General features: G+C 66.2%; 25 protein-coding genes. 7 read left to right on the forward strand and 18 right to left on the reverse strand.

Features of this window, described 5'->3' with window-relative positions:
* The first annotated feature begins 61 nt into the window (after positions 1-61).
* From LK459_RS02065 to LK459_RS02080, 4 genes are all read left to right on the forward strand, one after another.
* Positions 62-715, forward strand: coding sequence for a biotin transporter BioY (locus LK459_RS02065; protein WP_007238748.1), 654 nt, complete (start codon positions 62-64; stop codon positions 713-715).
* 13 nt (positions 716-728) lie between these two features.
* The gene (locus tag LK459_RS02070; RefSeq protein ID WP_007238749.1) at positions 729-1403 is read left to right on the forward strand and encodes an energy-coupling factor ABC transporter ATP-binding protein; all 675 of its coding nucleotides are present in this window, start codon (positions 729-731) and stop codon (positions 1401-1403) included.
* On the forward strand, positions 1400-2002 hold the full coding sequence (locus LK459_RS02075) for an energy-coupling factor transporter transmembrane component T family protein (RefSeq protein ID WP_227921480.1): 603 nt from the start codon (positions 1400-1402) through the stop codon (positions 2000-2002). Before LK459_RS02070 ends, LK459_RS02075 begins: the two co-directional genes overlap by 4 nt.
* 310 nt (positions 2003-2312) lie before the next feature.
* The gene (locus tag LK459_RS02080) at positions 2313-2861 is read left to right on the forward strand and encodes a cysteine hydrolase family protein (protein WP_227921482.1); all 549 of its coding nucleotides are present in this window, start codon (positions 2313-2315) and stop codon (positions 2859-2861) included.
* Positions 2862-2868: 7 nt separating this feature from the next.
* Here the strand turns inward: LK459_RS02080 and LK459_RS02085 are convergent, their stop codons facing one another.
* From LK459_RS02085 to guaB, 3 genes are all read right to left on the reverse strand, one after another.
* Positions 2869-4677 (reverse strand): GMC family oxidoreductase N-terminal domain-containing protein, encoded by a 1809-nt coding sequence (locus LK459_RS02085; protein WP_407648701.1) that lies wholly within the window; start codon positions 4675-4677, stop codon positions 2869-2871.
* A 69-nt stretch (positions 4678-4746) separates the two neighbouring features.
* Entirely contained in the window at positions 4747-5889 is a 1143-nt protein-coding gene (locus tag LK459_RS02090; protein WP_227921483.1) for a GuaB3 family IMP dehydrogenase-related protein, read from the reverse strand.
* Positions 5890-5979: 90 nt separating this feature from the next.
* Complete coding sequence (guaB, locus tag LK459_RS02095; protein ID WP_227921484.1) at positions 5980-7491, reverse strand: IMP dehydrogenase; 1512 nt, start codon at positions 7489-7491, stop codon at positions 5980-5982.
* Between the two features lie 147 nt (positions 7492-7638).
* Between guaB and LK459_RS02100 the strand changes: the two genes are divergently transcribed.
* Positions 7639-8028, forward strand: coding sequence for a DUF5319 domain-containing protein (locus tag LK459_RS02100; protein WP_039993237.1), 390 nt, complete (start codon positions 7639-7641; stop codon positions 8026-8028).
* A 135-nt stretch (positions 8029-8163) separates the two neighbouring features.
* Here LK459_RS02100 and LK459_RS02105 read toward each other — a convergent pair whose 3' ends face one another.
* The 3 genes from LK459_RS02105 to LK459_RS02115 form a co-directional block, all read right to left on the reverse strand.
* The gene (locus LK459_RS02105) at positions 8164-9111 is read right to left on the reverse strand and encodes an anti-sigma-D factor RsdA (RefSeq protein WP_227921485.1); all 948 of its coding nucleotides are present in this window, start codon (positions 9109-9111) and stop codon (positions 8164-8166) included.
* Positions 9095-9682 carry a sigma-70 family RNA polymerase sigma factor gene (locus LK459_RS02110; protein WP_007237082.1) on the reverse strand — a complete coding sequence of 196 codons (588 nt, stop codon included), beginning with the start codon at positions 9680-9682 and terminating at the stop codon, positions 9095-9097. The genes LK459_RS02105 and LK459_RS02110 overlap by 17 nt, the downstream gene beginning before the upstream one ends.
* Before the next feature lie 61 nt (positions 9683-9743).
* Positions 9744-10568, reverse strand: coding sequence for a hypothetical protein (locus tag LK459_RS02115; protein ID WP_227921486.1), 825 nt, complete (start codon positions 10566-10568; stop codon positions 9744-9746).
* Between the two features lie 448 nt (positions 10569-11016).
* Here LK459_RS02115 and LK459_RS02120 point away from each other — a divergent pair, with 448 nt between their 5' ends.
* Positions 11017-11313 carry a WhiB family transcriptional regulator gene (locus tag LK459_RS02120; protein WP_005174148.1) on the forward strand — a complete coding sequence of 99 codons (297 nt, stop codon included), beginning with the start codon at positions 11017-11019 and terminating at the stop codon, positions 11311-11313.
* Between the two features lie 179 nt (positions 11314-11492).
* On the opposite strand, the gene groL is transcribed toward LK459_RS02120, so the two are convergent.
* The 3 genes from groL to LK459_RS02135 all read right to left on the reverse strand — a co-directional run bounded on the left by groL (position 11493) and on the right by LK459_RS02135 (position 15211).
* A complete protein-coding gene (groL, locus tag LK459_RS02125) occupies positions 11493-13106 on the reverse strand; it encodes a chaperonin GroEL (RefSeq protein ID WP_227921487.1) in 1614 nt (537 codons plus the stop codon).
* A gap of 113 nt (positions 13107-13219) precedes the next feature.
* The gene (gene groES, locus LK459_RS02130; protein ID WP_005174150.1) at positions 13220-13519 is read right to left on the reverse strand and encodes a co-chaperone GroES; all 300 of its coding nucleotides are present in this window, start codon (positions 13517-13519) and stop codon (positions 13220-13222) included.
* 168 nt (positions 13520-13687) lie between these two features.
* Positions 13688-15211 (reverse strand): MFS transporter, encoded by a 1524-nt coding sequence (locus tag LK459_RS02135; protein WP_227921488.1) that lies wholly within the window; start codon positions 15209-15211, stop codon positions 13688-13690.
* 99 nt (positions 15212-15310) lie between these two features.
* On the opposite strand from LK459_RS02135, the gene LK459_RS02140 reads away from it, so the two are divergent.
* Positions 15311-15721: a MarR family winged helix-turn-helix transcriptional regulator gene (locus LK459_RS02140; RefSeq protein WP_007237078.1), complete on the forward strand. Its 411-nt coding sequence runs from the start codon at positions 15311-15313 to the stop codon at positions 15719-15721.
* Positions 15722-15731: 10 nt separating this feature from the next.
* Here the strand turns inward: LK459_RS02140 and tsaD are convergent, their stop codons facing one another.
* From tsaD to LK459_RS02185, 9 genes are all read right to left on the reverse strand, one after another.
* A complete protein-coding gene (gene tsaD / locus LK459_RS02145) occupies positions 15732-16781 on the reverse strand; it encodes a tRNA (adenosine(37)-N6)-threonylcarbamoyltransferase complex transferase subunit TsaD (RefSeq protein ID WP_227921489.1) in 1050 nt (349 codons plus the stop codon).
* Positions 16778-17275: a ribosomal protein S18-alanine N-acetyltransferase gene (gene rimI, locus LK459_RS02150; protein ID WP_227921491.1), complete on the reverse strand. Its 498-nt coding sequence runs from the start codon at positions 17273-17275 to the stop codon at positions 16778-16780. The genes tsaD and rimI overlap by 4 nt, the downstream gene beginning before the upstream one ends.
* Positions 17272-17973 carry a tRNA (adenosine(37)-N6)-threonylcarbamoyltransferase complex dimerization subunit type 1 TsaB gene (gene tsaB / locus LK459_RS02155; protein ID WP_227921492.1) on the reverse strand — a complete coding sequence of 234 codons (702 nt, stop codon included), beginning with the start codon at positions 17971-17973 and terminating at the stop codon, positions 17272-17274. The genes rimI and tsaB overlap by 4 nt, the downstream gene beginning before the upstream one ends.
* Positions 17966-18418, reverse strand: a complete 453-nt coding sequence (gene tsaE, locus LK459_RS02160; protein ID WP_227921494.1) for a tRNA (adenosine(37)-N6)-threonylcarbamoyltransferase complex ATPase subunit type 1 TsaE — start codon at positions 18416-18418, stop codon at positions 17966-17968. Before tsaE ends, tsaB begins: the two co-directional genes overlap by 8 nt.
* A complete protein-coding gene (locus LK459_RS02165; RefSeq protein WP_007237073.1) occupies positions 18415-19542 on the reverse strand; it encodes an alpha/beta fold hydrolase in 1128 nt (375 codons plus the stop codon). Before LK459_RS02165 ends, tsaE begins: the two co-directional genes overlap by 4 nt.
* Complete coding sequence (gene alr / locus LK459_RS02170; RefSeq protein WP_227921495.1) at positions 19539-20729, reverse strand: alanine racemase; 1191 nt, start codon at positions 20727-20729, stop codon at positions 19539-19541. The genes LK459_RS02165 and alr overlap by 4 nt, the downstream gene beginning before the upstream one ends.
* 94 nt (positions 20730-20823) lie before the next feature.
* Complete coding sequence (locus tag LK459_RS02175) at positions 20824-22284, reverse strand: bifunctional ADP-dependent NAD(P)H-hydrate dehydratase/NAD(P)H-hydrate epimerase (protein ID WP_227921497.1); 1461 nt, start codon at positions 22282-22284, stop codon at positions 20824-20826.
* Positions 22285-22293: 9 nt separating this feature from the next.
* Positions 22294-24156, reverse strand: coding sequence for a glutamine--fructose-6-phosphate transaminase (isomerizing) (gene glmS / locus LK459_RS02180; protein WP_227921500.1), 1863 nt, complete (start codon positions 24154-24156; stop codon positions 22294-22296).
* A 6-nt stretch (positions 24157-24162) separates the two neighbouring features.
* Entirely contained in the window at positions 24163-25098 is a 936-nt protein-coding gene (locus tag LK459_RS02185) for a dienelactone hydrolase family protein (protein ID WP_227921501.1), read from the reverse strand.
* Position 25099 lies beyond the last annotated feature (1 nt).

The following is a 25099-nucleotide window of genomic DNA, read 5'->3' on the forward strand; positions in this document are numbered from 1 at the left end:
GGAGCGCCGGGCGGGCGTGCGGAGAGTGCCTTCGTGACGTCGTGGAATACTCCTTGTCACCATGAGTACGTCAGACGAGCGCGAAAAGGCCAGGTCATCAGCGCACAAGCCGAGCAGGCGGTGGCTGTCGATCTCGATCTCCGACCTCACCCAGGCGGCGGTCTTCGCCGCGTTGATCGCGGCGCTGGGACTGCCCGGCCAGATCAGCGTGGGTAGTGCGGGTGTGCCGATCACGTTTCAGACGCTCGGTGTGATGCTGACCGGCGCGATCCTCGGCCCCAAGAAAGGCACGCTGGCAGTGCTGATCTTCATGGTTCTCGCCATCGCCGGGTTGCCTATTCTCTCCGGCGGTCGGAACGGACTCACCTCGCTCTCGTCACCGACCGCCGGGTTCTTCGTCGGATTCCTGCCGGGTGTGTTCGTCATCGGGGTGCTGACCGCTCTGATGATGCCGAAGTACCGCGTGATCCCGGGCATCGTCTCCAACCTCATCGGTGGCGTCCTGGTGATCTACGCCTGCGGAACGATCGGTCTGATGATTCGAGCCGACCTGACACTGTGGGCGGCGATCGCGGCGAACGGATGGTTCATCGCAGGTGACGTGGTCAAGGCGGTGATAGCGGCGTTGGTCGCCTCGCAGGTCCACCGCGGCTGGCCGGGACTGATCACTCCGTTGCGGTTCTCTCGCGGACGACTGTCGACACCGACCGCGTGACATCCGAGCGCCCGTGATCGAATTCCGCGACGTCTCACACGCTTTCGACGGCCGATGCGTGCTCCGTGACATCACGGTGTCGCTTCCCGAACGTCGCATCGGCATCGTCGGAGCCAACGGAAGCGGCAAGTCGACACTCGCGCGGATGATCAACGCACTCGTCGTGCCCGACACCGGGACCGTGGTCGTCGACGGACTCGACGCCGCCAAGGACAAACGTCGCGTTCGACGTCGGGTCGGATTCATCTTCTCCGATCCCGATCGTCAGATCATCATGCCGACGGTGCGTGAGGACATCGAGCTCTCACTGACCAGAACCGAGCTGAACAAGGCGGAACGTCGCGACCGGACGATGGATGTGCTCGATCGTTTCGGTCTCGCCGGTCACGCCGATCAGCCGGCGAGCAGGTTGTCGGGCGGTCAGAAACAGCTACTCGCACTCGCCGCGGTGTTCGTCACCGAACCGGCGATCCTCGTCGCCGACGAACCGACGACGCTCCTCGATCTACGCAACAGCAGGATGCTGCGACGCGTGTTCGCCGACCTCGACGTCCAGCTCGTCGTCGTCAGCCACGACCTCGATCTCGTCGCCGACTTCGACCGCATCCTCGTGATCGACGACGGCACGATCACCGTCGACGACGTCCCCGACGTCGCGCTGCGGGCGTATCGGGAGGCGATGGCGTGAACCCGCTCGGCACCTACCGACCCGGGAGCTCGCTGGTGCACAGGCTCTCCCCCGGCGTGAAACTACTGGGCCTCGCGGCGGGAATTCTCGCCATCACGCTGTGCGTACGATCGCTACCCGCACTCGCCATCGCCGCGGCGGCGGTCACCGTCGTCTACGGGCTTGCCGGTATCGGTCCGGTGACCGCGTGGCGCCAGTTCCGACCCACGCTGTGGATCCTCGTCTTCGTCCTCGTCTTCCAGCTGATCTTCACCGACTGGCGTCGCGCCGTTCTGGTCACCGGAATACTCGCGCTGTCGGTGCTGCTCGCCGCGATCGTCAGCCTGACCACCCGCACCACCGACATGCTCGACTCGATGACACACGCCATGGCACCGCTGCGACGACTCGGCGTGCGCACCGACCTCATCGCGATCGCACTGGCGCTGACGATCCGCACCATCCCGTTGATCGTCGAGATCGCCGGCCAGGTCGACGAGGCACGACGAGCTCGGGGTCTCCGACCGGGCGCTCGAATCCTGGTGGCGCCCATCGTGATCGCCGCACTACGCACCGCCGACGGGTTCGCCGAGAGCCTCAGCGCGCGGGGGTTGGACTGACCGCCACTGCCTCGGCGTTCATCGCCAGCGACGAGGAACGCGCCTACAGTCGTGCGCGGGCACACCACGACGACCTCGTCCTGGCACTCAGCAAATCGTCGCCGGGTCCACCGAAGTGATCGGCACTCGCGCAGGTATCCGAACCATGCTCGCCCCCATCGTCATCGGAGATTGCGAACCGTCGACAGGTTGACCAAGGCCTCAGCGCGCGAGAACGCGCTGGACCGGGCGCAAGCCATCCTCGCGTAGGCTGGGTGGCCGCCCGTGCGGTCACCACCGCGATCGCGAAACATCGGAGGTCCGGCCGGACATGGATGTCACTGCCCTACTCGTTCTGGACTACCAGTACGGCACCGTCGATCAATTCGGCACCGAGGAAGCACTGCATGCCGCCGTCGCGGCCGTCGATGGAGCGCGGGCGCACGGAATTCAAGTCTATTTCGTCCGTACCGCATTTCGACCAGGGCTACCCGAGATCGGTACGGGCAACAAGATATTCAAGAAGTCGGGCGAATTTCCGATGGCGTCGGATCACGCAGCTACCATTCATCGAGACTTCCACCGAAACGACACCGACATCCTCGTCACCAAACGTCGCGTCAGCGCCTTCTCGGGCTCCGATCTGAGCATGCTGCTCCGGGCGTCGAACACGACCAGTCTCGTTCTGGCAGGAATCGCGACCAGCGGGGCGGTCCTCTCCACTTTGCGAGAGGCGGCTGATCTCGATTTCGAGCTGACTGTCTTGGCTGATGCGTGTGTCGACTTCGACGACGCTGTCCACGACGTACTCATCGAGAAGGTGTTTCCGATGCAGGCCGACGTAATGACTTCACAGCAGTGGATCGAATCGCTGCGTTAGCGCTCACTCATCGCGCCGTCGCAGGCTCCACCGGAGTGATCGAAAGCCGCAACGCGCCCGGTGCGTCCGCGGGAACCACCGGATGTGCAGGCGCGGTCGGCGCCAGCCGCCGGTAGTCGCTCCCCTGCTCTGGACGCTGGTCTTCCTGACCTTTGTTGGGCCACAACGAGATAGCGCGCTCGGCCTGCGCCGAGATCGTCAGCGATGGATTCACGCCGAGGTTCGCCGACACGGCGGCCCCGTCGGTGACGTGCAGGGTCGGGTAGTTCCACACGCGATGGTAGGCGTCGATGACACCGGTGGCCGGATCGTCGGAGATCGCACAGCCGCCGAGGTAGTGCGCGGTCAGCGGCATGTTCATGATGTCACCCCACGTACCGCCTGCGAGGCCACCGGGCAGAATGGCGGCGATACGTCGGGTGGCCTCGTTGCCCTTCGGAATCCACGTCGGGTTGGGTTCCCCGTGTCCCTGCCTGCTGGTGATGTAGCGGAACGGACCGCGCTTGCGCATGAACGTGGTCAACGAATTGTCGCTGCTCTGCATCACCAACGCGATCACCGTGCGCTGACTCCACTTCCGCACGAAGAGGAGTCGTACGAGCAGGAAAGGGTTGCGTGCGACCTGCTTGAGGAACTGTCCGAATCGGTTGAGCCTGCTCCCGCCGTCGGTGAGCACAGTCTGCAGGTAGGCGATGGCGTTGCTGCCCTTGCCGTAGCGGACCGGCTCTATGTGGGTGTTCGGCTCCGGATGGAATGACGACGTGATCGCCACTCCGTGCGAATAGTCATGCTGCGGATCGTATTTCGCAGCCATCGCACCGAGGATCGATTCGGAGTTGGTACGCGTGAGCCTGCCCATGGCGTCCGAGATCTTCGGCAGAGTGGTGTTCTTGGCCCGGTGCAGCAGCTTCTGTGTGTTGAACGTGCCGGCAGCGACGATGACCTGATCCGAGGTGAACGTGCGCCGACGACGGCCGAGTGGCCCCCACGACGACGAGCCGATCGTGCTGACCTCCCAGGTGCCGTCGACGCGCTGAATCAACCCGTCGACGGTGGTGCGATCGATGATCGTCGCGCCGTTGCGTTCGGCGAGCCCGAGGTAGTTCTTCATCAGGGTGTTCTTCGCACCCACTCGACATCCGGTCATGCACGCTCCGCATTCGGTGCAGGCCGTGCGTTCAGGGCCTGCCCCACCGAAATACGGGTCGGGCACGGTCTCGCCCGGAACACCTTCCAGTCCGGTCTTCGCACCGAAGAACACGCCGACCGGCGTCGACGTGAAGGTGTGGGCGGCGCCCATCTGTTCTGCGACGGTTCGCATCACTCGATCTGATTCCGTGACAGTCGGATTGGTGACCACACCCAGCATTCGACGAGCCTGCTCGTAGTGCGGCGTCAGCTCCGCCTCCCAGTCGGTGATGTCGTTCCACTGCGGATCGGTGAAGAACGGCGTCGGCGGCTTGTAGAGGGTGTTGGCGTAGTTGAGCGATCCGCCGCCGACACCCGCTCCCGCCAGGATCATCACGTCCTTGAGCGCGTGAATGCGCTGGATGCCGTACAGACCGAGCTTGGGGGCCCACAGCCATTTGTGCAGGCGCCAACTCGTCTTGGCGAACTCGTGGTCTTCGAACCGGCGTCCGGCTTCGATCACCCCGACGCGGTACCCCTTCTCGACGAGACGCAGCGCGCTGACGCTGCCGCCGAACCCGGACCCGATGATCAGAACGTCGAAATCGCGTTCGTCATTCATGCTGTTCCGCTGATCGGGCTTGTGTTTCCGCTGGTTGAGCTTGTCGAAACCATGGTGGGCTGCCATAGCCGATCATTCTAACGGCGGTTGTCACATGCCGTGACGGCGGTCTCATCCACCCGAGAACTCGAGTCCTCACGCCCGTACCGACAACCCGACCTTCTGGAACTCCTTGAGATCGGAGTAACCCGCCTTGGCCATCGAACGACGCAGCGCACCAACCAGATTCAGTTCACCGAACGGGTCGTCGGACGGTCCGTTCAGGACCGTGGCGAGACTCGGGCGCCCTTCGTCGGTCGAGACGCGCAGGAGCGCACCGCGGGGAGTGTCGGGGTGTGCTGCCGCCGACGGCCAGAACCAACCGTGACCGGGTGCCTCGGCGGCGGCGGCGATCGGTGTCCCGAGCACCGCGGCGTCGGCTCCACAGGCGATCGCCTTGGCGAGGTCGCCCGACGTGTGGATGTCGCCATCGGCGATCACGTGGACGTAGCGTCCGCCGGTCTCGTCGAGGTATTCCCGACGAGCCGCTGCGGCGTCTGCGATGGCGGTCGCCATCGGGACGCCGATTCCGAGCACTTCCGAGGTCGTGGTCGCACCCTCGGCCGAACCGTAACCGACGATCACGCCCGCTGCCCCGGTGCGCATGAGGTGCAGTGCGGTGCGGTGGTCGTGGACACCGCCCGCGATGACCGGGATGTCGAGATCGGCGATGAAGGTCTTGAGGTTGAGGGGTTCCTCCTCGCCGCGGACGACGTGCTCGGCAGAGATGATCGTGCCGTGTACGACGAGGATCTCCACTCCTGCGGCGAGGAGAGCCGGCGTCAGTTCGGGCGCATGCTGAGGGCTCACGCGCACCGCGGTCGTGACGCCTGCGTCGCGCACGAACGCCACCGATTCGCCGAGCAGGTCGGTGTCGATGGGAGCGCGATGCAGTTCCTGCAGGAACCGTACGGCGGCTTGCGGATCCGGATCGTTGAGCGCGATGTCGACCAGCTGGGCGATCTTGTCCTCGACATCGCGATGCCGCGCCCACAAGCCCTCTCCGTTGAGAGCGCCGAGGGAACCGAGCTTGCCGAGCGCCACTGCCATCTGTGGTGAGACGAGCGCGTCGGTGGGATGACTCAGGATCGGCGAGTCGAACCGGTAGGCGTCGATCTGCCAGGCCGTCGACACCTCTTTCGACGACCGCGTCCGGCGTGACGGGACGATGTTGATGTCGCCGAGTTCGTATGTCCGGCGGGCGGTTCTGCCCATGCCGATGTCGGTCAGGTCACGCACCGTTGCGCCTCTCTGGGGTTGGTTGACTGCTATTCGACCGCGAGGATCGCGCTCACGTAGGCCGCGGCCGAGACGACCGCGACCGCGACGTCAGCGTGAATAGTAGTTCGGCGCTTCGGCGGTCAATGTGATGTCGTGCGGATGCGACTCCTTGAGACCCGCTGCGGTGATCTGAACGAACCGCGCACCCTGCAGGTGGTCGATGGTCGTCGAGCCGGTGTATCCCATCGACGCACGCAGACCACCGACGAGCTGGTGGACAACCTGTCCGAGCGGACCCCGATAGGGAACCCGCCCCTCGATGCCTTCGGGCACCAGCTTCTCCTCGGCGAGTACGTCGTCCTGGAAGTAGCGGTCCTTCGAGTACGACTTGCCCTGCCCGCGTCCCTGCATTGCACCCAGCGAGCCCATACCGCGGTAGCTCTTGAACTGCTTGCCGTTCACCAGGATCAGATCGCCGGGAGCCTCTGCGGTGCCCGCCAACAGCGAGCCGAGCATCACGGTCGACGCGCCCGCGGCGAGCGCCTTGGCGATGTCGCCGGAGTACTGCACGCCGCCATCGGCGATCACCGGGACGTCGGCCTGCTTGCACACGGCAACGGCTTCGAGGATGGCGGTGATCTGTGGTGCACCCACACCGGCGACGACCCGCGTGGTGCAGATCGAGCCCGGGCCGACACCGACCTTGACCGCATCGACACCCGCGTCGACGAGAGCCTGCGCTGCCTCACGGGTCGCAACGTTGCCGCCGACGATCTGGACACGGTCGCCGATTTCGGCCTTGAGCTTCGAGACCATGTCGAGGACGAGACGATTGTGCGCATGGGCGGTGTCGACGATGATCACGTCGACGCCGGCGTCGGAGAGCGCCATCGCGCGCTCCCACTGCGGGTCGCCTGTACCGACCGCGGCGCCGACCAGCAGGCGGCCGTCGGAGTCCTTGGTGGCGAGCGGGTGTTGCTCGGTCTTGACGAAGTCCTTGACGGTGATCAGGCCGGTGAGCTTGCCGTTGCCGTCGACGATCGGCAGCTTCTCGACCTTGTTGCGGCGCAGCAGCCCGAGAGCGGCCTCCGCGGACACCCCCTCCTGTGCGGTGATCAGCGGTGCCTTGGTCATGACCTCGGAGACCGGCCGGTTCTGGTCGACCTCGAAGCGCATGTCACGGTTGGTGATGATGCCGACCAGTTCGCCGCGATCGTCGACGACCGGCAGACCCGAGATGCGGTACCGCGCGCACATAGCGTCGACTTCGGCGAGCGTATTGGTCGGCGAGCACGTCACCGGGTCGGTGACCATACCTGCTTCTGACCGTTTGACCGTCTCCACCTGACCCGCCTGGGCCTCGATGGAGAGGTTTCGGTGCAGCACACCCATTCCCCCCGCGCGCGCCATGGCGATGGCCATGCGCGACTCTGTGACCGTATCCATCGCCGAACTGACCAGAGGCACACGCAGTATGATGTCCCTGGTGACCCGCGACGACGTGTCGACTTCACTGGGAATCACATCCGATGCCGCGGGCAACAACAGGACGTCGTCAAACGTCAGTCCGAGCATTGCGACCTTGCCGGGGTCGTCTCCTCCGGTGCGAACCTGCGTCATTCGTCCATTCTATCTGGTAATGGAGGCCCGCTTGTTTCGCCCGCAGCGAAGTGCCGCGGGATGACCAATTCCCACGTGCACCGGCGCCGTCGTCGATCTGTGGAGGCGTTGCGGCGCACAGGTGGTCGAATCGGTTACGGTGGATATGTGCGTGATCATCTCCCACCGGGCCTCCCACCAGACCCGTTCGCCGACGACCCCAGTGATCCGGCTTCGATGCTGGATTCGATGGAGCCTGGCATCCCCTTGGACGAGAGCGAACGGCTCGCGGTCGAGGAGGATCTCGCCGATCTCGCCGTCTACGAGGCGCTGCTCGCCCACCGGGGAATTCGCGGCCTCGTCGTGGTCTGCGACGACTGCCAGGAAGATCACTACCACGACTGGGACATGCTGCGCGCCAACCTGCTGCAACTTCTGATCGACGGCACGGTTCGTCCTCACGAACCTGCGGTCGATCCGCGTCCCGACGCGTATGTGACATGGGACTACTGCCGCGGTTACGCCGACGCACACCATCACCTCGGAGACGAACGCTGACGAATTGCGCGGCGCGATGCGCTGCACCTGACATGTGAGTCCTGACATATGAGTGGAGCGCCGCAACTGCGGCGCTCCACTCATATGTGATCCGAGATCCTCGCGGTCACCCGAAGTATCCCTACCGGAAACGGGTCAACTCGTCGGTGGCCAGCTGCTCGAGGGCCCATCGTTCGCGGCGGTGGTCGTCGTGGTGGGCGTGGTCGTCGGCGGCTTGGTGGTCGTCTGCGGCGGAGCTTCGGTCGTCGTCGGCGGCGTGGTGTGCGGCGCCGTCGGCGCAGGATTCGTTTGACTCTGATTCATGAGCTGGTCGGTCGGCTGCGCGGGGTCGCTCGTCGCAGATCCCGAGGTGTCGACGTTTCCACCGCCAGGCGACGTCGCCGACGGATTGTTGCTCAGAGTTGCGCCGGTGTCGGCGCGTAGGCGTCCGATCCATTCGTCCATGTGCGTGCGGGTCGACGAATCGCGGACCGGCCCCATCGAACCCTGGGCTTTCGCGATCAACGACTCGGCGGCCTGTGTGTTGCCCGCGGCGAGCTCGGCCTCGGCCTTCTCGAGGTTCGAGCGTACGTCGTAGGCAGCCTGGGTTTCGGATGCCGCCTGCGCGAACACGACCTTCTTGACGCCCCACAGCGGGTCTCCGGGTTCGGAACCCTGCGACATCACGGTCAGCCCCGCCGCTGCGACCACTGCCACGGCAGCGGCCCCCGCGACGATACGCAGCGTCCGGACCATCGTGCGGGCACGAGCGCTCGGGCCCTGTGCGGCTATCGCCTTCTCGACCTCTGCGACGCTCGGCCCCAGCGGCAGCGGTTCTGCGAGCGACTCGTGGCGCCACGCAGAGAGCAGCCCTGCGAGTTCGTACTCGGCGTCGTCACGTGTCGGCGTCGGCACGTCGCGCGAGAGAGCGTCGAGGAACGCGTCGTCGAACTGCACAGCCGATATGTCCACCGGCGTGTCGTCGGGAGTGGCCCACTCGCCTGTGTGCTGGTTGTACGCACCCTTTCCGGTGTCGTGCAAGCCCCCCGACTGCCGCCGACCCGGCATGGAGCGACCACGACGCGACTCACGCTCGTCGTTCATCATGTCCTCCTGCCTTTCTCAGCTGTTCCTTCAATTTCGCCAAAGCCCGGTGTTGCGCGACCCGGACCGCACCGGGCGTACTGCCCACTGCATCTGCGGTCTCCTCGGCCGACAATCCGACGACCAGCCGTAGAATCAGCACCTCGCGTTGCTTCTCCGGAATCAACGCGAGCAGTGCTTTCATCTGCCTGCTGGCATCGGCATCGAGCGCGCTCTGCTCGGGCCCCCCGGTGACTTGTACGACCTCGGGGATCTGTTCGACCGGGTCGGCTTTCACGCGACCGGCGACGCGCATGGCATCGGCGACCTTGTGTGCGGCAATGCCGTACACGAAGGCCATGAACGGGCGCCCCTGGTCCTGATACCGGGGCAGCGCGGTCATGACAGCCATCAGGGCCTCCTGCGCCACGTCGTCAGCGGAGAACAAGTGGCGTTCTCCGACACCGATCCGCCCCCGGCAGTAGCGCACGATGGGTTCCTGCACACTTTCGAGGACTGACGTGAGTGCGACCCGGTCGCCCGACGCGGCTGCGCGGACGGCTTCGTCTAACTCAACACCTGTCAGTTTCATCGTCAGTTGAGATTCCCGTGTTACACGTTTGTGTTGGCTGATCAATCGAGTCGTGACGGATCTACGAGCGGCCGTGGAACGGCATACCCCGATCCACAAGCATGTCATGCGAGCGCGCGATGCCCGCAATCGTCACTTCCGACGTGTCGCCCAATCCCCGCATCAGCGACAATGCCGCCCAGGCCAGCGGTTCGAGCCCTGCAGCCCGCGCACGATCCAGACACGACACCGCAACCGTATACGCATCCTGCTTGTCGTCAGCCGACGCCGCCGCCGCGATCAGATCGGTCTTGATGCGATGACGTTCGTGAGTTCGCGCGACACAACCCGTCAGCAGTGCCTGCGCTTCGCCGATCCGACGTCGTGCTTGCTCACCCTCACCTGTGTAGATCGCCAATTCCGTGCCCACCCACCTCTCGCGCACGCGCGGTCGTACCTCGGTGACGAAATACGTCCACGCGTCCCGGGCGTCGGTCCCTCCTCCGAACGACGGCTCGTACCCGGGGCACAGCTCGCCGGCGCGCGCGAGCAATCGTGCCGTCACCGGGAAGCGGAGCTGTCCGAGGTTGTCCGCGGCGAGTCCGACCAGCGCGTCGTGAGCGGCGACCCGCAACCACGGATCGCCACACCGCACGGGACCGGGTAGAGCCGACAGCGCGGCCGCGTCGAAGGCGATGGCGACGTCGTGACGGCCGGCCTGGCGGTACAGGGATGCCGTCGTGCTCCACGCCAACGACACCACATCGGACGCATCCACGATGCGGGCACGTTCCCGGAGCCGGCTGAGCATCGTCAGGGCGGCTGCGCCATCGCCCGTGCCTCCACGCTCGACGGCCGCCCACCATTCAATTCGCAACGAATTCAGCAACGATTTCGTGGTCCACATCACTTCAGACCTCCCCGTTTTCCTGAATTTAACGTGCCGTCACAATTCTTTAATTCGACGTCCGCGTCACGTACGCATGATGAATACATTTCCGCCGTGTTACCCGCGTTCTCGGCCGTGCGCGCGCCCACGATCGCACTTTCACCCGGCGAGAGGGAAATCGATCGGCATCGGCGCTGCTCACAGCACCTCGGATAACCTCCTGGAGGGTCCGCGCAGGTGGCGGGGCGGGGTTGTGCTAGTTCGACGCGACCACACAACATTTCGTTAACAACGATGGAATTTTTTGAACGATCTTGTCCTCGAGAGGCACTATTGACGCTGTTTCCGCCGTCCGCATAGTGTTTGCGATGCACAGCCCAAGTGGCGATGCGCAAGTGTGGTTCCGGCGGTCTCAGGGTCGGCGGAGCAGAGCAGCGGTACCTCGAGAATCAAAGGAGTTCGTGCCATGCCTCAGCCCAATCACCTTCCCGGACCTAATGCCGATATCTGGGATTGGCAGATGCAAGGCCTTTGCCGTGGTGTCGATTCCTCCATGTTCTTTCATCCGGACGGTGAGCGCGGACGAGCGCGTGCCCAGCGTGAGCGTCGCGCAAAGGAGATGTGCCACCAATGCCCCGTCATCGCACACTGCCGCGAGCACGCCCTGGCCGTCGCTGAGCCCTACGGCATCTGGGGAGGATTGTCGGAGTCGGAGCGCAGCATGTTGATGAAGCGCGGCGTCGGACGACGCATCGCGAGCTGATCGACTCCGGTCGGTGAGATCGGCGCGACAGTCGATCAACATCGTCATCACCGCCGCGTCGCGACACCCTCTCGGATACGACACCTCATCGCCACAAGCACAACTTTCACACGAAGGAGCCCGGGCAGACCGTGAGATCTGCCCGGGCTCCTTCGTGTGACGTCAGGTCTGCCTAGCGCTCAGTGCGCGTGACCGTGCCCCTGGCTGTCGGCGCCGTCGGCGGGCTCGTCGGCGACAGCAGCCTCGGTGGTCAGCACCATCCGAGAGGCAGACGCGGCGTTCACGACCGCCGACCGGGTCACCTTGACCGGGTCGATGATGCCGTCGGCGAGCAGGTCGCCGTAGGTGAGCGTCGCGGCGTTGAAACCGTGGCCGGTCTCCTCGCGCGTGACCTTGTCGACCACGACCGCACCGTCGACCCCCGCGTTGCTGGCGATCCAGTACAACGGCGACCGCACGGCGTCACGGACGACCCGGACACCGAGCGCCTCGTCCTGGCCAAGTCCCTCGGCGAGGGAATCGAGCACCTTGGACGCCTGCACGAGCGCAGAACCACCACCGGGGATGATGCCCTCCTCGACGGCGGCCTTGGCCGCGGCGACCGCATCCTCGACGCGGTGCTTGCGTTCCTTGAGAGCGGTCTCGGTCGGGGCACCGACGCGGATCACCGCGATGCCGCCGGAGAGCTTCGCCAGACGCTCGGCGAGCTTCTCGCGATCCCAGTCGGAATCGCTGTTGTCGATCTCGCGTCGGATCTGCTCGGCGCGCGCGGCGACGGCCTCCTTCGAGCCACCACCCTCGACCAGCGTGGTGGTGTCCTTGGTGACCACCGCCCGACGCACGGAGCCGAGCTGGTCGAGTTCGGTCGTCGCCAGCGACAGACCGATGTCGGTGGAGATCACGGTGCCGCCGGTGACCACCGCGAGGTCGTCGAGGAAGGCCTTGCGACGATCCCCGAAGAACGGCGCCTTGACCGCGACGGCCTTGATGGTCTTGCGGATCGAGTTGACCACGAGCGTCGACAGCGGCTCACCCTCGACGTCTTCGGCCACGATCAGCAGAGACTTGCCCGACTGCGCGACCTTCTCCAACAGCGGGAGGAAATCGGGCAGTGAGCTGATCTTGTCGCGGTAGAGGAGCACGAGTGCATCCTCGAGAACCGCTTCCTGGAGGTCGGGGTCGGTGATGAAGTACGGCGAGAGATAGCCCTTGTCGAACTGCACGCCCTCGGTGACGACCAGTTCTGTGTGCAGACCCGAACCCTCTTCGACCGTGACGACGCCGTCGGTGCCGACCGTCGACATCGCCTTGCCGACCATCTCGCCGACCTCGGGATCACGCGAGCTGACGGTCGCGACCTGTGCGATGGCCTTCTCGCCCTCGACAGGCGTTGCGACACGGACCAGCTCGTCGCTGATCGCGTCGGCGGCTTTGGAGATACCCGCGCCCAGCGCGACGGGACTCGCGCCTGCCGCGACGTTGCGCAGTCCTTCGCTGACGATCGCCTGCGCGAGAACAGTTGCAGTTGTCGTTCCGTCACCTGCGACGTCGTTGGTCTTGGTGGCGACCGACTTCACCAACTGAGCACCCATGTTCTCGAACGGGTCCTCGAGTTCGATGTCGCGCGCGATCGTCACACCGTCGTTGGTGACCGCCGGTCCGCCGAACGCCTTGGACAGCACCACGTGCCGCCCGCGCGGGCCGAGTGTCACCTTGACCGTGTCAGCGAGCTGATCGATACCGCGCTCGAGTGAGCGGCGGGCCTTCTCGTCGAATTCGATCTGTTTGGCCATGATTTCCTTCTTGAGTGCCTTCTACTTGGAATGAATGGGGGCACAACGTAATCCGCCCCGGGGTCTGTGTACAGACCCCGGGGCGGAACGACCACACGTTGGTCCGTGGGCTGTTACTTGCCGATCACCGCGAGCACGTCGCGGGACGAGAGGATCAGGTACTCCTCACCGGCGTACTTGATCTCGGTGCCGCCGTACTTGCTGTAGATGACGGTGTCGCCTTCTTTGACGTCGACAGGGACGCGATTGCCCTGCTCGGTGACACGTCCCTCGCCGACGGCGATGACGGTGCCCTCCTGGGGCTTCTCCTTGGCGGTGTCCGGGATGACCAGACCGGATGCGGTGGTCGTCTCGGCCTCCACAGCCTGCACCAGGATCTTGTCCTCAAGCGGCTTGATGTTCACGCTCGCCACGATGTGAGTCCTCAACTTTCTCATCTGAGAAACGATGTATGTGTTTGCGGGCCCTGCACGAAACCTCGTCGTCGCGGGTGCCGAGGTTCACTTCAGTGCCTACTGGCACTCTATACGCGAGAGTGCCAGCACTCAAGGGGCCCGGGTGCAACTCCATGCATCGACCCGTCAGACGCGCGCCGGAACACGACGCGACAGCCACGATGCCACGAGAGCGCCGACCAGACCGACCACGGCGAGCGCACTGACCACCCAGATCGCCGTCGACATCCCGCCGAGCAGTTGCCCGCGCTGCGACGACTCGGTCGAACTGGCCAAGACCGCGGTGATGACAGCCAGCATCACCGCCCCGCCAACCTGAACACTCGTGTTCACCAGACCGGACGCCAAGCCCTGCTCATGGTCGGCGACACCCGCGGTGCCCTGCGAGTTGATCGACGGGAAACACAGCGCGAAGCCCACGCCGAGGAGCACGATCGTCGGCAGCAGGAAGTCGACGTAGGACATGCCGGGCTGCACCCTGGAGAACCACAGGTAGCCGCCGAGGAACGCCGAAAAGCCGGCCACGAGCAGCAACGGCGTCGGCACCCGGTCGAGCACCCTGTCCATCCGAAGGGCACTGGCCACCACGATCGCTCCCGCCGGAAGGAAGGCGAGTGCCATCGACAGCGGAGACCATCCCAGCGAGTCCTGCAGGTAGAGCGTCACGACGAACTGGAATGCGACGTAGCCGCCGAACATCAGCGCGCCCGAGACATTGGCGTGCACCAGGAGCATCGATCGGAGGATTCCCGGACGCACGAGCGGGTGGCGGTGACGGAACTCGACGATGACGAATGCGAGACCGAGCAGGACCGCTGCGGCGAAGCTGACGATCGTCACCGGGGCCACCCACCCGATCTCGGGTGCCCGCACCACGGCGAGAACGAGGAGCAGCAACGCTCCGGTACTGGTGAGTGCGCCGAGTGCGTCGAACTCTCGCCACTGCATGCGGGTACGTGCAGCGCGCGGAATCACGCGAATTCCGGCGAGGAGCAGGAGCAGTGCGACCGGCCCCGGAAACAGCAGGGTCGCCCGCCAGGAGAGTTCGGTCAGCAGCCCACCGAAGACCAGCCCGAGCGAGAAGCCGCTCGCGCCGCAGACGGTATAGATGCTGAACGCCTTGTTACGCGCGGGGCCCTCGGCGAATGTCGTCGTGATGATCGACAGTCCCGCGGGGACCGTGAAGGCCGCGGCAATGCCTTTGACGAACCGAAGGCCGATGATCACACCATTGATGTCGACGACGGCGCTCGCGACCGATGCGACGCCGAAAACCCCGAGAGCGACGAGGAAGACCCGACGCCGGCCGAAGAGATCGCTGGCCCGCCCGCCGAGCAGTAACAGCCCACCGTAACCGAGGACATAAGCACTCACGATCCACTGGAGCTGCGACTGCCCCATGTGCAGATCCGTGCCGATCGACGGCAGCGCGACGCCGACCATCGAGATGTCGAGGCCGTCGAGGAACAGCGCGCCCGCCAGGACGACCAGGAGTATCCAGACCCTGCTCGTCCAGCCTGTCGCCGAGGTGATGTGTAGGTCCGATGACGGTTCGGGGTGCACCGGTTGGATGTCGTACGCCTGCTCGCCCACGTCGGGCGTCGAGTCAGACCTGTTCGCGATGACCACTTCATGCGTGTTGTGTGCCATGCGAGAAACTATATGCACGTGCATTCATTGCGTCTACATTAATTGCGGTCACATCTTTTGCCCGAACATATATCCGCCGGTGAGGGTAGGATGCGGTCCATGACCAAGGCGGTGACATCTTCCGACGAACTCGCCGCCGCATGGCGCGATCTCTCGATCCGCTACAACAAGGTCCTCTGTTCGCTCGATCGCGAGCTGCAGAGCAAACACAACCTGTCGTCGAGCGAGTTCGAGGTACTCGAGTTGCTCGCCGAGTCCGACGCGCACCAGGCACGCATGAGCGAACTCGCGGGCGGCGTGCACCTCAGCCAGAGCGCACTGTCGCGCGTCGTCGCGCGACTCGAGAAAGACGGGCTGGTGTCTCGCACGATGTGTGAATCCGACCGGCGCTCGGTGTTCGCAGCGCTGACGGCCGCCGGGGAGGAGCGCTACGCCCAGGCACGCCCGACTCAACGCGAGACGCTCGCCTCGCTCACCGACGGGTGCCCACAACTGCTGCGCGAGCAGTGACGCCGGCCGCTCAGCGCTCCTGCGACACCTGAACGCTCAGTCCAGGATCGGTGGCCACCGTCAACGGGGACGGTTGCGCGCCGCCAGCGATCACGTGAGCTCCGAGCGTCGCGATCATCACACCGTTGTCGGTGCAGAGTCGGGGCTTCGGGACGCGGAGCGTGATACCCGCCGCAGCGCAGCGCTCCTGGGCGAGCGATCGGATTCGGGAGTTGGCCGTCGCACCCCCACCGAGTACCAACGTGTCGACACCGAGGTCGGTACACGCACGAACCGCCTTGAGCGTCAGCACATCCGCCACGGCCTCCTGAAACGACGCCGCGACGTCGGCGATCGGCACGTCGACCCCGTCGCGACGGCACTTCTCGACGTAGCGGGCAACGGCCGTCTTCACGCCGGAGAATGAGAAGTCGTAGCGGGCATCGCGGGGTCCGGTCATGCCGCGCGGGAACTCGATCGCGTGCGGATCGCCCTGTGCTGCAGCCTTGTCGAGTGCCGGTCCGCCGGGGAATCCGAGGTCGAGCAGTCGCGCGACCTTGTCGAACGCCTCGCCTGCTGCGTCGTCGACGGTCGTGCCCAGTTCGACGATCGGGTCGGCCAGGTCGGTGACGTGAAGCAGATGCGTGTGACCGCCGGACACGAGCAGCGCAACACATTCGGGCGTGGGGCCGTGCTCGAGGGTGTCGACCGCGACGTGGCCGCCGAGATGGTTCATCGCATACAGCGGAACGTCCCATGCCAGCGAATACGCCTTGGCCGCGGCAACTCCGACGAGCAGCGCTCCGGCCAGTCCCGGCCCGATGGTCACGGCGATGGCGTCGGGCTTGTCGATCCCCGCAGCCTCCCGCGCGCGCTGCATCGCCGGAACGATCGCCTCGAGATGCGCACGCGACGCGATCTCGGGCACCACACCCCCGAACCGTGCGTGCTCGTCGACACTCGAGGCCACCTCGTCGGCGAGGAGCGTCACGTTTCCCGGACCATCGCCGTCGCCAGGCGTCCATTCGACGATGCCGACGCCGGTCTCGTCGCACGAACTCTCGACTCCCATCACGATCATGCCGGGTCACCTCCACGCCCCGAGACGGACGGACGCGCCATCGTGTATGCGTCAGCGCCGGAGGGCTGATAGTAGTTGCGGCGCACGCCGCGTCGAACAAATCCATTGCGTTCGTAGAGTTCTATCGCCGTGTCGTTGTCGGTTCTGACCTCGAGGTAGACCGGAGCATCGGCGGCATCGGCGACGTCCAGCATCTCGGCGAGGAGAGCCCGCCCGTAGCCCAGACCACGATGGCTCGGGGCGACGGCGATCGTGTGGATCTCACATTCGTAAGCGCCGCCAGCGCCGAGCGTCGAAATACCCGCGTAGCCGACGACCGCACCTCCCGGTGTCTCGCGAGCGGCGAAGTACCGGTTGTAGGGCGCATTCAGCTCGGCGCGGAAGGCGGTTGCCGGCCAAGGGGAATCGCCGACGAACATCTCCTGTTCGAGTTCCGCGCACCGCGGGATGTCCGAATACTCGAGGCGGTCGATGAGCAATTCGGGCGTGGTCATCCGGGAGTCACCGCCTTGTCGCGCTGGTCTTTGCGTTCGACCGCATCCGGGCGCCGCAGGTAGAGCGGGACGAGCGGTCGCGGCGGGGCTCCCGCCAATACGTCGTGCGCGCCTGCCAGCAGCAGCCCGCGTACCGTCGGGGCGCTCACCAGCGACGGTTCGCCACGCCATCCGCAGAGTTCGAGATGGTGCGGTGATCCTGCCGCGACGTCGGCCGGTTGAGCGGCAAGCGAGTTCGCGACCACATCCGGCGCGGACACATCCGGCCCGCTGATCCTCTCACCGTCGGCGTACCGCGCCCAATACACCTCCCGACGCCGCGCGTCGGTCACCACGAGCATCGACGCGTTCGACGGGAAATGTCGTGCCGCATCCGAAGCGATGGCATCGAGTGAACTCACACCGTAAACGGGCAGACCGAGCGCATCGCCGAATCCGGCCCCGGTCGCCATTCCGACGCGCAGACCCGTGAACGGACCGGGGCCACATCCGACCACGATCGCGTCGAGTCCGTCGCGCCTGATCCCTGCCTCGTCCATGGCCTCGGACATCAGGGTCGTCAGCACTTCGGCGTGCCGCCGGTGATCGGCAACAGCTCGGTCCGCCAACACGCGTACCGCTGCGCCCGTCACCGTTCCGACGCCGGTCACCACCACGTCGGTTGCCGTGTCGATGACGAGCACCGTCATCTCATCCATCTATCCAACTCCATTGCGCGTGGCGGACATCGGTGTCGGGATCGCGGTGCAATCGCACCAGCAGGTGTCGTTCGGCAAGACGCTCCGCGACACCCTCCCCCCATTCGACGACGACCACCGCGTCCGTGAGATCGGTGTCGAGGTCGAGGGCGTCGAGTTCGTCGAGGCCACCGAGACGGTACGCGTCGACGTGCACCATGCCCGGCCGCCCCGGTCGACCGGGTTTGTGCTCACGGGCGATGATGAAGGTCGGCGACGACACCCGACCGACGACGCCGAGTCCCGCGGCGATTCCGCGCGCCAGCGCCGTCTTGCCTGCGCCGAGCGGTCCGTCGAGGATGACCACGTCGCCCGCCGAGAGATCCTCGCCGAGTTCGACCCCGAGGGCTTCCGTGTCGGCGACGTCTGGCAGCTCACGCGTCCACGTGCGACCGGTATCGGTCATCGTCGCCTGCCCAACAGCGGAATACGACGCCGTCGTGGCTGGGGCAGCGCCGAGCGCGAGCGTTCGACCAGGTCGGCGATGGCGTCGGTCACCCGATCCGGTTGCTCCATCAGGACCATGTGTCCGGCGCCGTCGACGATGTCGAGTCGGGAGTCGTCGCCGAGATCGCCGAACATGTGCAGCGAATTCGGCAGCGGTGTCATCTGATCGGCGGTACCGCACACGACAGTGGTCGGCACCTGTGCGATCACGGGAAGACCCATCGACTCGTCGTGGTGCTCCAACGCGTTGAGGAAACTCACGACGGTCGAGATCGGCGTGTTCTGGATCATCTTCTCCACCGCCCGACCGAGCGCCGCGCTGTGGAAGTCCGGCCCGAAACTCGCCGACACGAGCACCGGTTCGAGGATCAGTCTCGTCAGATCGCGGCCGGCTTCGATCACTCGCGGCGTGTGGCGCACGGTGGCGCGGAACGCGTCCACCAGTGGATTCCGCAGCCCACGCGCGAGTCCCGCTTCCGTGAGACCCTTGGCAGCCGTTGCCACCAACGCAACGCCCGCGACGGGCCCGTCGGGGCCGAACAGTTCGGGGTGGCGACGCGCGAGCGCCATGATCGACATCCCACCCATCGAATGTCCGCACAGCACAACGCTTCCCGACGGCGCGACGGTCCGCATCACGGCACCGACGTCGTCGGAGATCTGAGCGATGGTGCAGGTCTCGGGCGGAGCGGCGTCGGACTTCCCGTGCCCGCGATGGTCGAAGAACACCATCCGGATGCGCCGGTCGGCCCACGCCGCCGCGAGGTCGAACCGTTGGAAATGCCACGACGCCATGCGAAGACTGAATCCGTGCACGAAAAGCACGGTTACCTCGGGCGTCTCGCGCGACTGCAGACCGCCGAGATCGACGGTGCGGACGGCGAGGGCGAGGCCGTCGTCGGTGGTCACCGTCGACGCCTCGTCGGAGTAGATGGCAGTGAAATCGATTCCGGCGTAGGGGTCGTCGCGTGAGTCCTCGCGACGCCGAGCCAGCGCACGACCCGCGCCCGCGGCGGCCAGCCCGCCGAGCGCGCCGAGACCTCCGAGGCCTGCGACGAGACCGAGCCGTTCGTAAGGCTTCACCGCTGCGCCGTTCGGGTTTCGCGGGCCGCCCGGCCCACATACCGGCGATGGGCTCGTGCGCCGATCCCGCTGATGATCTCGTAGTCGATGGTGCCGATCTGATCGGCCCACTCACGGGCGATCGGGGCGCCGTCGGCCCCCGTTCCGAACAGTTCGGCGATGTCGCCCTCCGCGACGCCGTCACCATCGGGGCCGAGGTCGATCACGAACTGGTCCATACAGATCCGACCGACCTGAGGGAAACTGCGACCGTTGATCTGTACCCGCATCTGGTTGGACAGCAACCGCGGCACACCGTCGGCGTAGCCGGCCGGAATCACCGCGATCATGGTGTCGCGTTCCGACGTCCAGTGGTGGTTGTACGAGACGCCCTGCCCTGCGGCGAGTGTCTTGACCAACGCGACCTCGGCGCGCAGTGTCATCGCGGGTACCAGCCCGAAGTCACCGCGCTCAGGAATCGGGCTGCATCCGTAGAGCGCGAGGCCGGGCCGCACCAGGTCGCGGGCGAGGTCCGGACGAGTGAGCGCCGCCGGCGAATTGGCGATGTGCATCACCTCGGCGGGGCTCCCCAGCTGCGCGAGATCTGCGGCAGCGGCGTCGAGGCGTTCGGCCTGCTGCGAGTTCAACGGATGCTCCGGCTCGTCGCCGCGCACGAGATGGCACATGATCGCGCGTACCCGCACCGCGCCGTCGGCTTTCGCCTTGGCGAGATCGTCCGCGAAGTCGGCCCATTCGTCGGCGGCGACACCGCTGCGATTGAGCCCGGTGTCGACCTTGGCGGTCACAGTGGCGGAGAGTCCCAGACGCTGCGCGGCGTCGACGACACGGGCGAGCTGACGCCGTGACGACAGCGCGATGTCGATGTCTGCGGAGATCGCGGCATCGAACGGGGCGTGGTTGGTGTGCAGCCACGCGGTGATGTGGGCGTCGATACCTGCGTCGCGCAACGCCAGCGCCTCCGTGATGTGCGCGACGCCGAGTTCTGCCGCTCCGGCTTCGAGTGTCGCTCGCGCGACCGGCGCGGCACCATGCCCGTAGCCGTTCGCCTTGACCACCGCGATCAGATCGGTGCCCGACGCGGCGCGGAGCACACCGACGTTGTGCGCGATCGCGTCGAGATCGATGGTCGCCGTCAGGGCTGCGGGCAAGGCGCCGGGCGTCGGATCGTGAGAGGTCATCGCGACCATTGTCCCAGATCCGCGGAAGTGGTTTGTGTCGCACTCAGGGGGTCGTGATCGGCGATCCGAGAGGTCCCACCCATTCGCGGAGCCTGCTCGTGCCTCAGGCCAGCAGACGGCGGATCGCCGGCCTCAGCGCACCGAGCAGGTTCGACGCCCCGATGGGTGCGCCACCGCTGGCCAGCGCCGCGGAGTGGGCGTGCACGCGCGCTGCTGCTGCGCCCGCCCACAGGGGCGGCAGACCCGCGGCGAGAAGAGCGCCCGCGATCCCCGACAACACGTCACCCGCTCCGGCGGTCGCCGCCCACGACGATTGCGCGTCGTTGCCGAACACCGTGCCGTCGGACTCCGCGACCAAGGTCACGCGCCCCTTCAAGAGCACCGTGACGCCCCAGCGTCGTGCGAGTCCGGCGACGGCCCCGAGACGATTGGCGCCCACTTCTTCCCCGGTGAGCCGAGCGAATTCGCCCGCGTGCGGCGTCAGCAACGTCGGGGCGTCGCGCCCGCGCACGAGATCTGGATGCTCCGACAACACGGTCAGCCCGTCGGCATCGACGAGAACCGGGAGTTCTGTGGCGAGGATCTTGCCCAGGAGTTCGGTGGCCGCGTCGTCGGTTCCGGCTCCCGGGCCGACGACCCATGCCTGTACCCGACCGGCGTCGGCGAACTCGGGCACCGCGACCACTTCCGGGAAGTGCTCCACCACCTCGGCGTGCGCTGATCCGACGTACCGCGTCATGCCCGATGTCGCGGTCACGGCGGCACCCGTGCACAGGATTCCCGCGCCCGGATAGCGATGCGAGCCGGCGATCACTCCGACGACACCTTGCGTGTATTTGTCGTCGTGCGGGCCAGGTATCGGCCACGCGTCGGCGATCTCGGCGTCGGTCAGCGCGTACAGGCGTGGCGACTGCGCGCCGGTGCCCCCGGTCGATGTCGGCTCTCCCTCGGGATCCTCAGCCAGCCCGATGTCGACGAGCTCGATTCGGCCGCACTGTGGTGCCGCGAGCAGGTGAGCGTGTCGCCGCACCCCGAAGGTGACGGTCACGTCGGCGCGTACCGCCGGGTGGTTGACCTGTCCGGTGTCGGCGTCGACCCCGGACGGAAGGTCGACGGCGACGATCGGTGTGGCGGGGTCGATCGACGCGAACACCGTTGCCGCGGCCGGTCGCAGGGGCCCGTGCCCGCCGATACCCACGACACCGTCGACGACGGCGTCGAGCGAACCCGGCAGTGCGTCGACGACCCGACCGCCCGCGCGTCGGAGAGCCGTCAGCCCGCCGGGGTGTGCCTTGTCGGGAGAAAGGAGGACCGCACGGACAGCCACACCGCGCCTCGCGAGTTCGGCTCCGGCGTACAACGCATCGCCGCCGTTGTCGCCTGCTCCGATTACTAGGCCGACAGTGCGCCCGACGACGGCGCCTGATCGGTCACGAAGGAGTGCGAGCACTGCTCCGGCCACACCGTGGGAGGCGCGGCGCATCAGCGTGCCGTTGGTCAGCAACTCCCCTGTCGCGCGTTCCGCGGCTCGGACGGCGTCGGCGGTGAGGTAGCTGACCGGCATGTGGCTCCCCTATTCGACCGTGACCGACTTGGCGAGGTTTCGCGGCTTGTCGACGTCGTAGCCGCGTGCCTGCGCGACGCTCGCGGCGAAGACCTGCAGCGGCACGGTCGACACCAGCGGCTGCAACAGCGTCGGCGTCTTCGGGATCGGGATGAAGTGGTCGGCGACCGCGCGCGCGGCATCGTCGTCGTCCTCGGCGATCACGATGGTCCGCGCTCCGCGCGCCTGGATCTCCCGGATGTTGCTGACCATCTTGGAATGCAGCACCGCACGGCCATCGGCCTGCGGCATCACGACGATGACAGGCAGTCCGTCCTCGATGAGGGCGATCGGACCGTGTTTGAGCTCACCCGCCGCGAACCCCTCGGCGTGCATGTAGGCGAGCTCCTTGAGCTTGAGCGCTCCCTCGAGCGCCACCGGGTAACCGACGTGACGCCCGATGAACAGCACGGTCGGGCGATCGGCGAGCGACTCCGCGAGTTCGCGGACGGGATCCATCGTGCCGAGCACCTCGGTCACGGCGTCGACCATGGCCTCCATCGCACCGAACTCCCGCGCGACCTCGTCGGCGTACTTGGTGCCGCGCGCCTGAGCGAGCGCGAGACCGACGAGATAGGCGGCGGCGATCTGCGCGAGGAAACACTTCGTCGAGGCGACGCCGATCTCGGGGCCGGCATGTGTGTAGAGCACAGCGTCGGACTCGCGGGGAATCTGCGCACCGTTGGTGTTGCAGATCGCGAGGACCCGGGCCTTCTGATCCTTGGCATGCCTGACGGCCTCGAGCGTGTCGGCGGTCTCGCCGGACTGCGAGATGGCCACGACGAGGGTCTGTCGGTCGAGCACCGGGTCGCGGTAGCGGAACTCGCTTGCCAGCTCGACCTCGACGGGCAGCCGGGTCCAGTGCTCGATGGCGTACTTGGCGAGCATGCCTGCGTGATAGGCGGTTCCACAGGCGACGACGAAGACCTTGTCGACGTCGCGCAGGTCGTCATCGGACAGACGCTGCTCGTCGAGGACGATCCGCCCGTTCTCCAGGTGCCCCAGGAGTGTGTCGGCGAGAGCTCGGGGCTGCTCGGCGATCTCCTTGAGCATGAAGTAGTCGTAGCCACCCTTCTCCGCGGCAGCCAGATCCCAATTGATGTGGAACGGTTTGCCCGGGCGGGGGTTCTGTTCGAAGTCGGTGATGGTGTAGCTGTCGGCCGAGATCACCACGACCTCGTCCTGACCGAGCTCGACGGCATCCCGGGTGTGTTCGATGAAGGCGGTGACATCGGAGGCGACGAACATCTCGCCCTCACCGACGCCGACGACCAGCGGCGTCGACCGTCGTGCCGCGACGATCGTGTCGGGATGATCGGAGTGGGTGAACACCAACGTGAACGCACCGTCGAGTCGACGCAGCGCCGAGTAGGCGCTCGCCACGAAGTCACCCGCGGTCGGGCCGAAGTTGTACTCGCGCTCCACGAGATGCACCGCGGTCTCGGTGTCTGTGTCGGAGGTGAACTCGATGCCCTCGGCTTCGAGCTCGGCACGCAGCGGTGCGTAGTTCTCGATGATCCCGTTGTGCACGACGGCGAGCTTGCCGTCAGTGCTCACATGCGGGTGGGCGTTGCGGTCGGTGGGCTGCCCGTGCGTCGCCCATCGTGTGTGCCCCATTCCGGTCGTGCCCGCGAGGGCATCCCGACCGACCGACGCGATCTGCTTGTCCAGGTTCTCGAGGCGACCTGCCTTCTTTTCGACGGTCGTGTGACCGTGCCCGTCGAGAATGGCGACGCCCGCCGAGTCATATCCGCGGTATTCCATCCGGCGCAGCGCCTCGACAACGATGTCAAGGGCATCGCGCCTGCCCACGTATCCGACGATTCCACACATAGATGTTCAGCGTACCGGGGATTTTGCGAGCAATTGACGACCCGCACCGCTCGACTTCGCACCGAACAGACGCGACACCGAGTCGAGCCGCTCCTCCGGCGGTTCCTCGACGTCGACGACCGTGGTCTTGCCGATCTGCGCCTCGGGGTCGGTGAAGCCCGCGTACTGGGGGTCTCCGGTCAGGGTGTACAGCAAGAATCCCGTACTGATCGCACGTACGGTCGAATGCGACTTGCGGTCGACCGCACTCAACCCGATCAGCGACTTGATCGACGGTCGCGCGACGATGTCGGCACGCGTGGCCTTCGGGATGGTGCGCAACGACACATCGCCCGCGTAGTCACGCGCCAACGTCAGGGCGTTCGCGTCGACGTTGTCGAGCTCGCGCGCACCGGTCAGGATCAGACACGGAGCCGTGGCAGTCGCCGCGGCTTTCGGCAGAGCATCGGTCGTCGGGGCGGGGAACAGTGCCACGACGCTGCGCAGAGCGAGCGCTTCCTGCCCGAGCAACTGCTCGTCACTCGCGGCGATCACGGCGGCAGCGGCGCCGAAACCGTGACCGATCACACCGATACGGTCACGGTCGACGGTGACTTCTCCGGTGCCGAGTGAGTAGTTGCTGACGACCGTCGCGGCGGCACGCAGATCGGCTGCCAGACCGACGTCGGAGGCCAGTACTCCCTTCTGATCGTCGGGCGCCGCGACGACGATGCCCCATGAGGCGAAGTGGTACAGCAGGTCGCGATAGCGTTTGGCGCTGCTCAACCACCCGTGACCGAAAGCGACGGCCGGATACCGACCGGCGTCGGCCGGTGTGAAGACCTGGCCATGCATGCCGACGATGCCGAGGTCGCCCCGCAACACCTTGTGCGGACCACGCCGAGCGAGCTGCTTGGCCAACTTGTCGGGGGACTTGGCGGAGATGCGCTTTTTCCGGGCCACG

The organism is Gordonia otitidis, from assembly GCF_020735545.1.
Classification (GTDB): Bacteria; Actinomycetota; Actinomycetes; order Mycobacteriales; family Mycobacteriaceae; genus Gordonia; species Gordonia otitidis.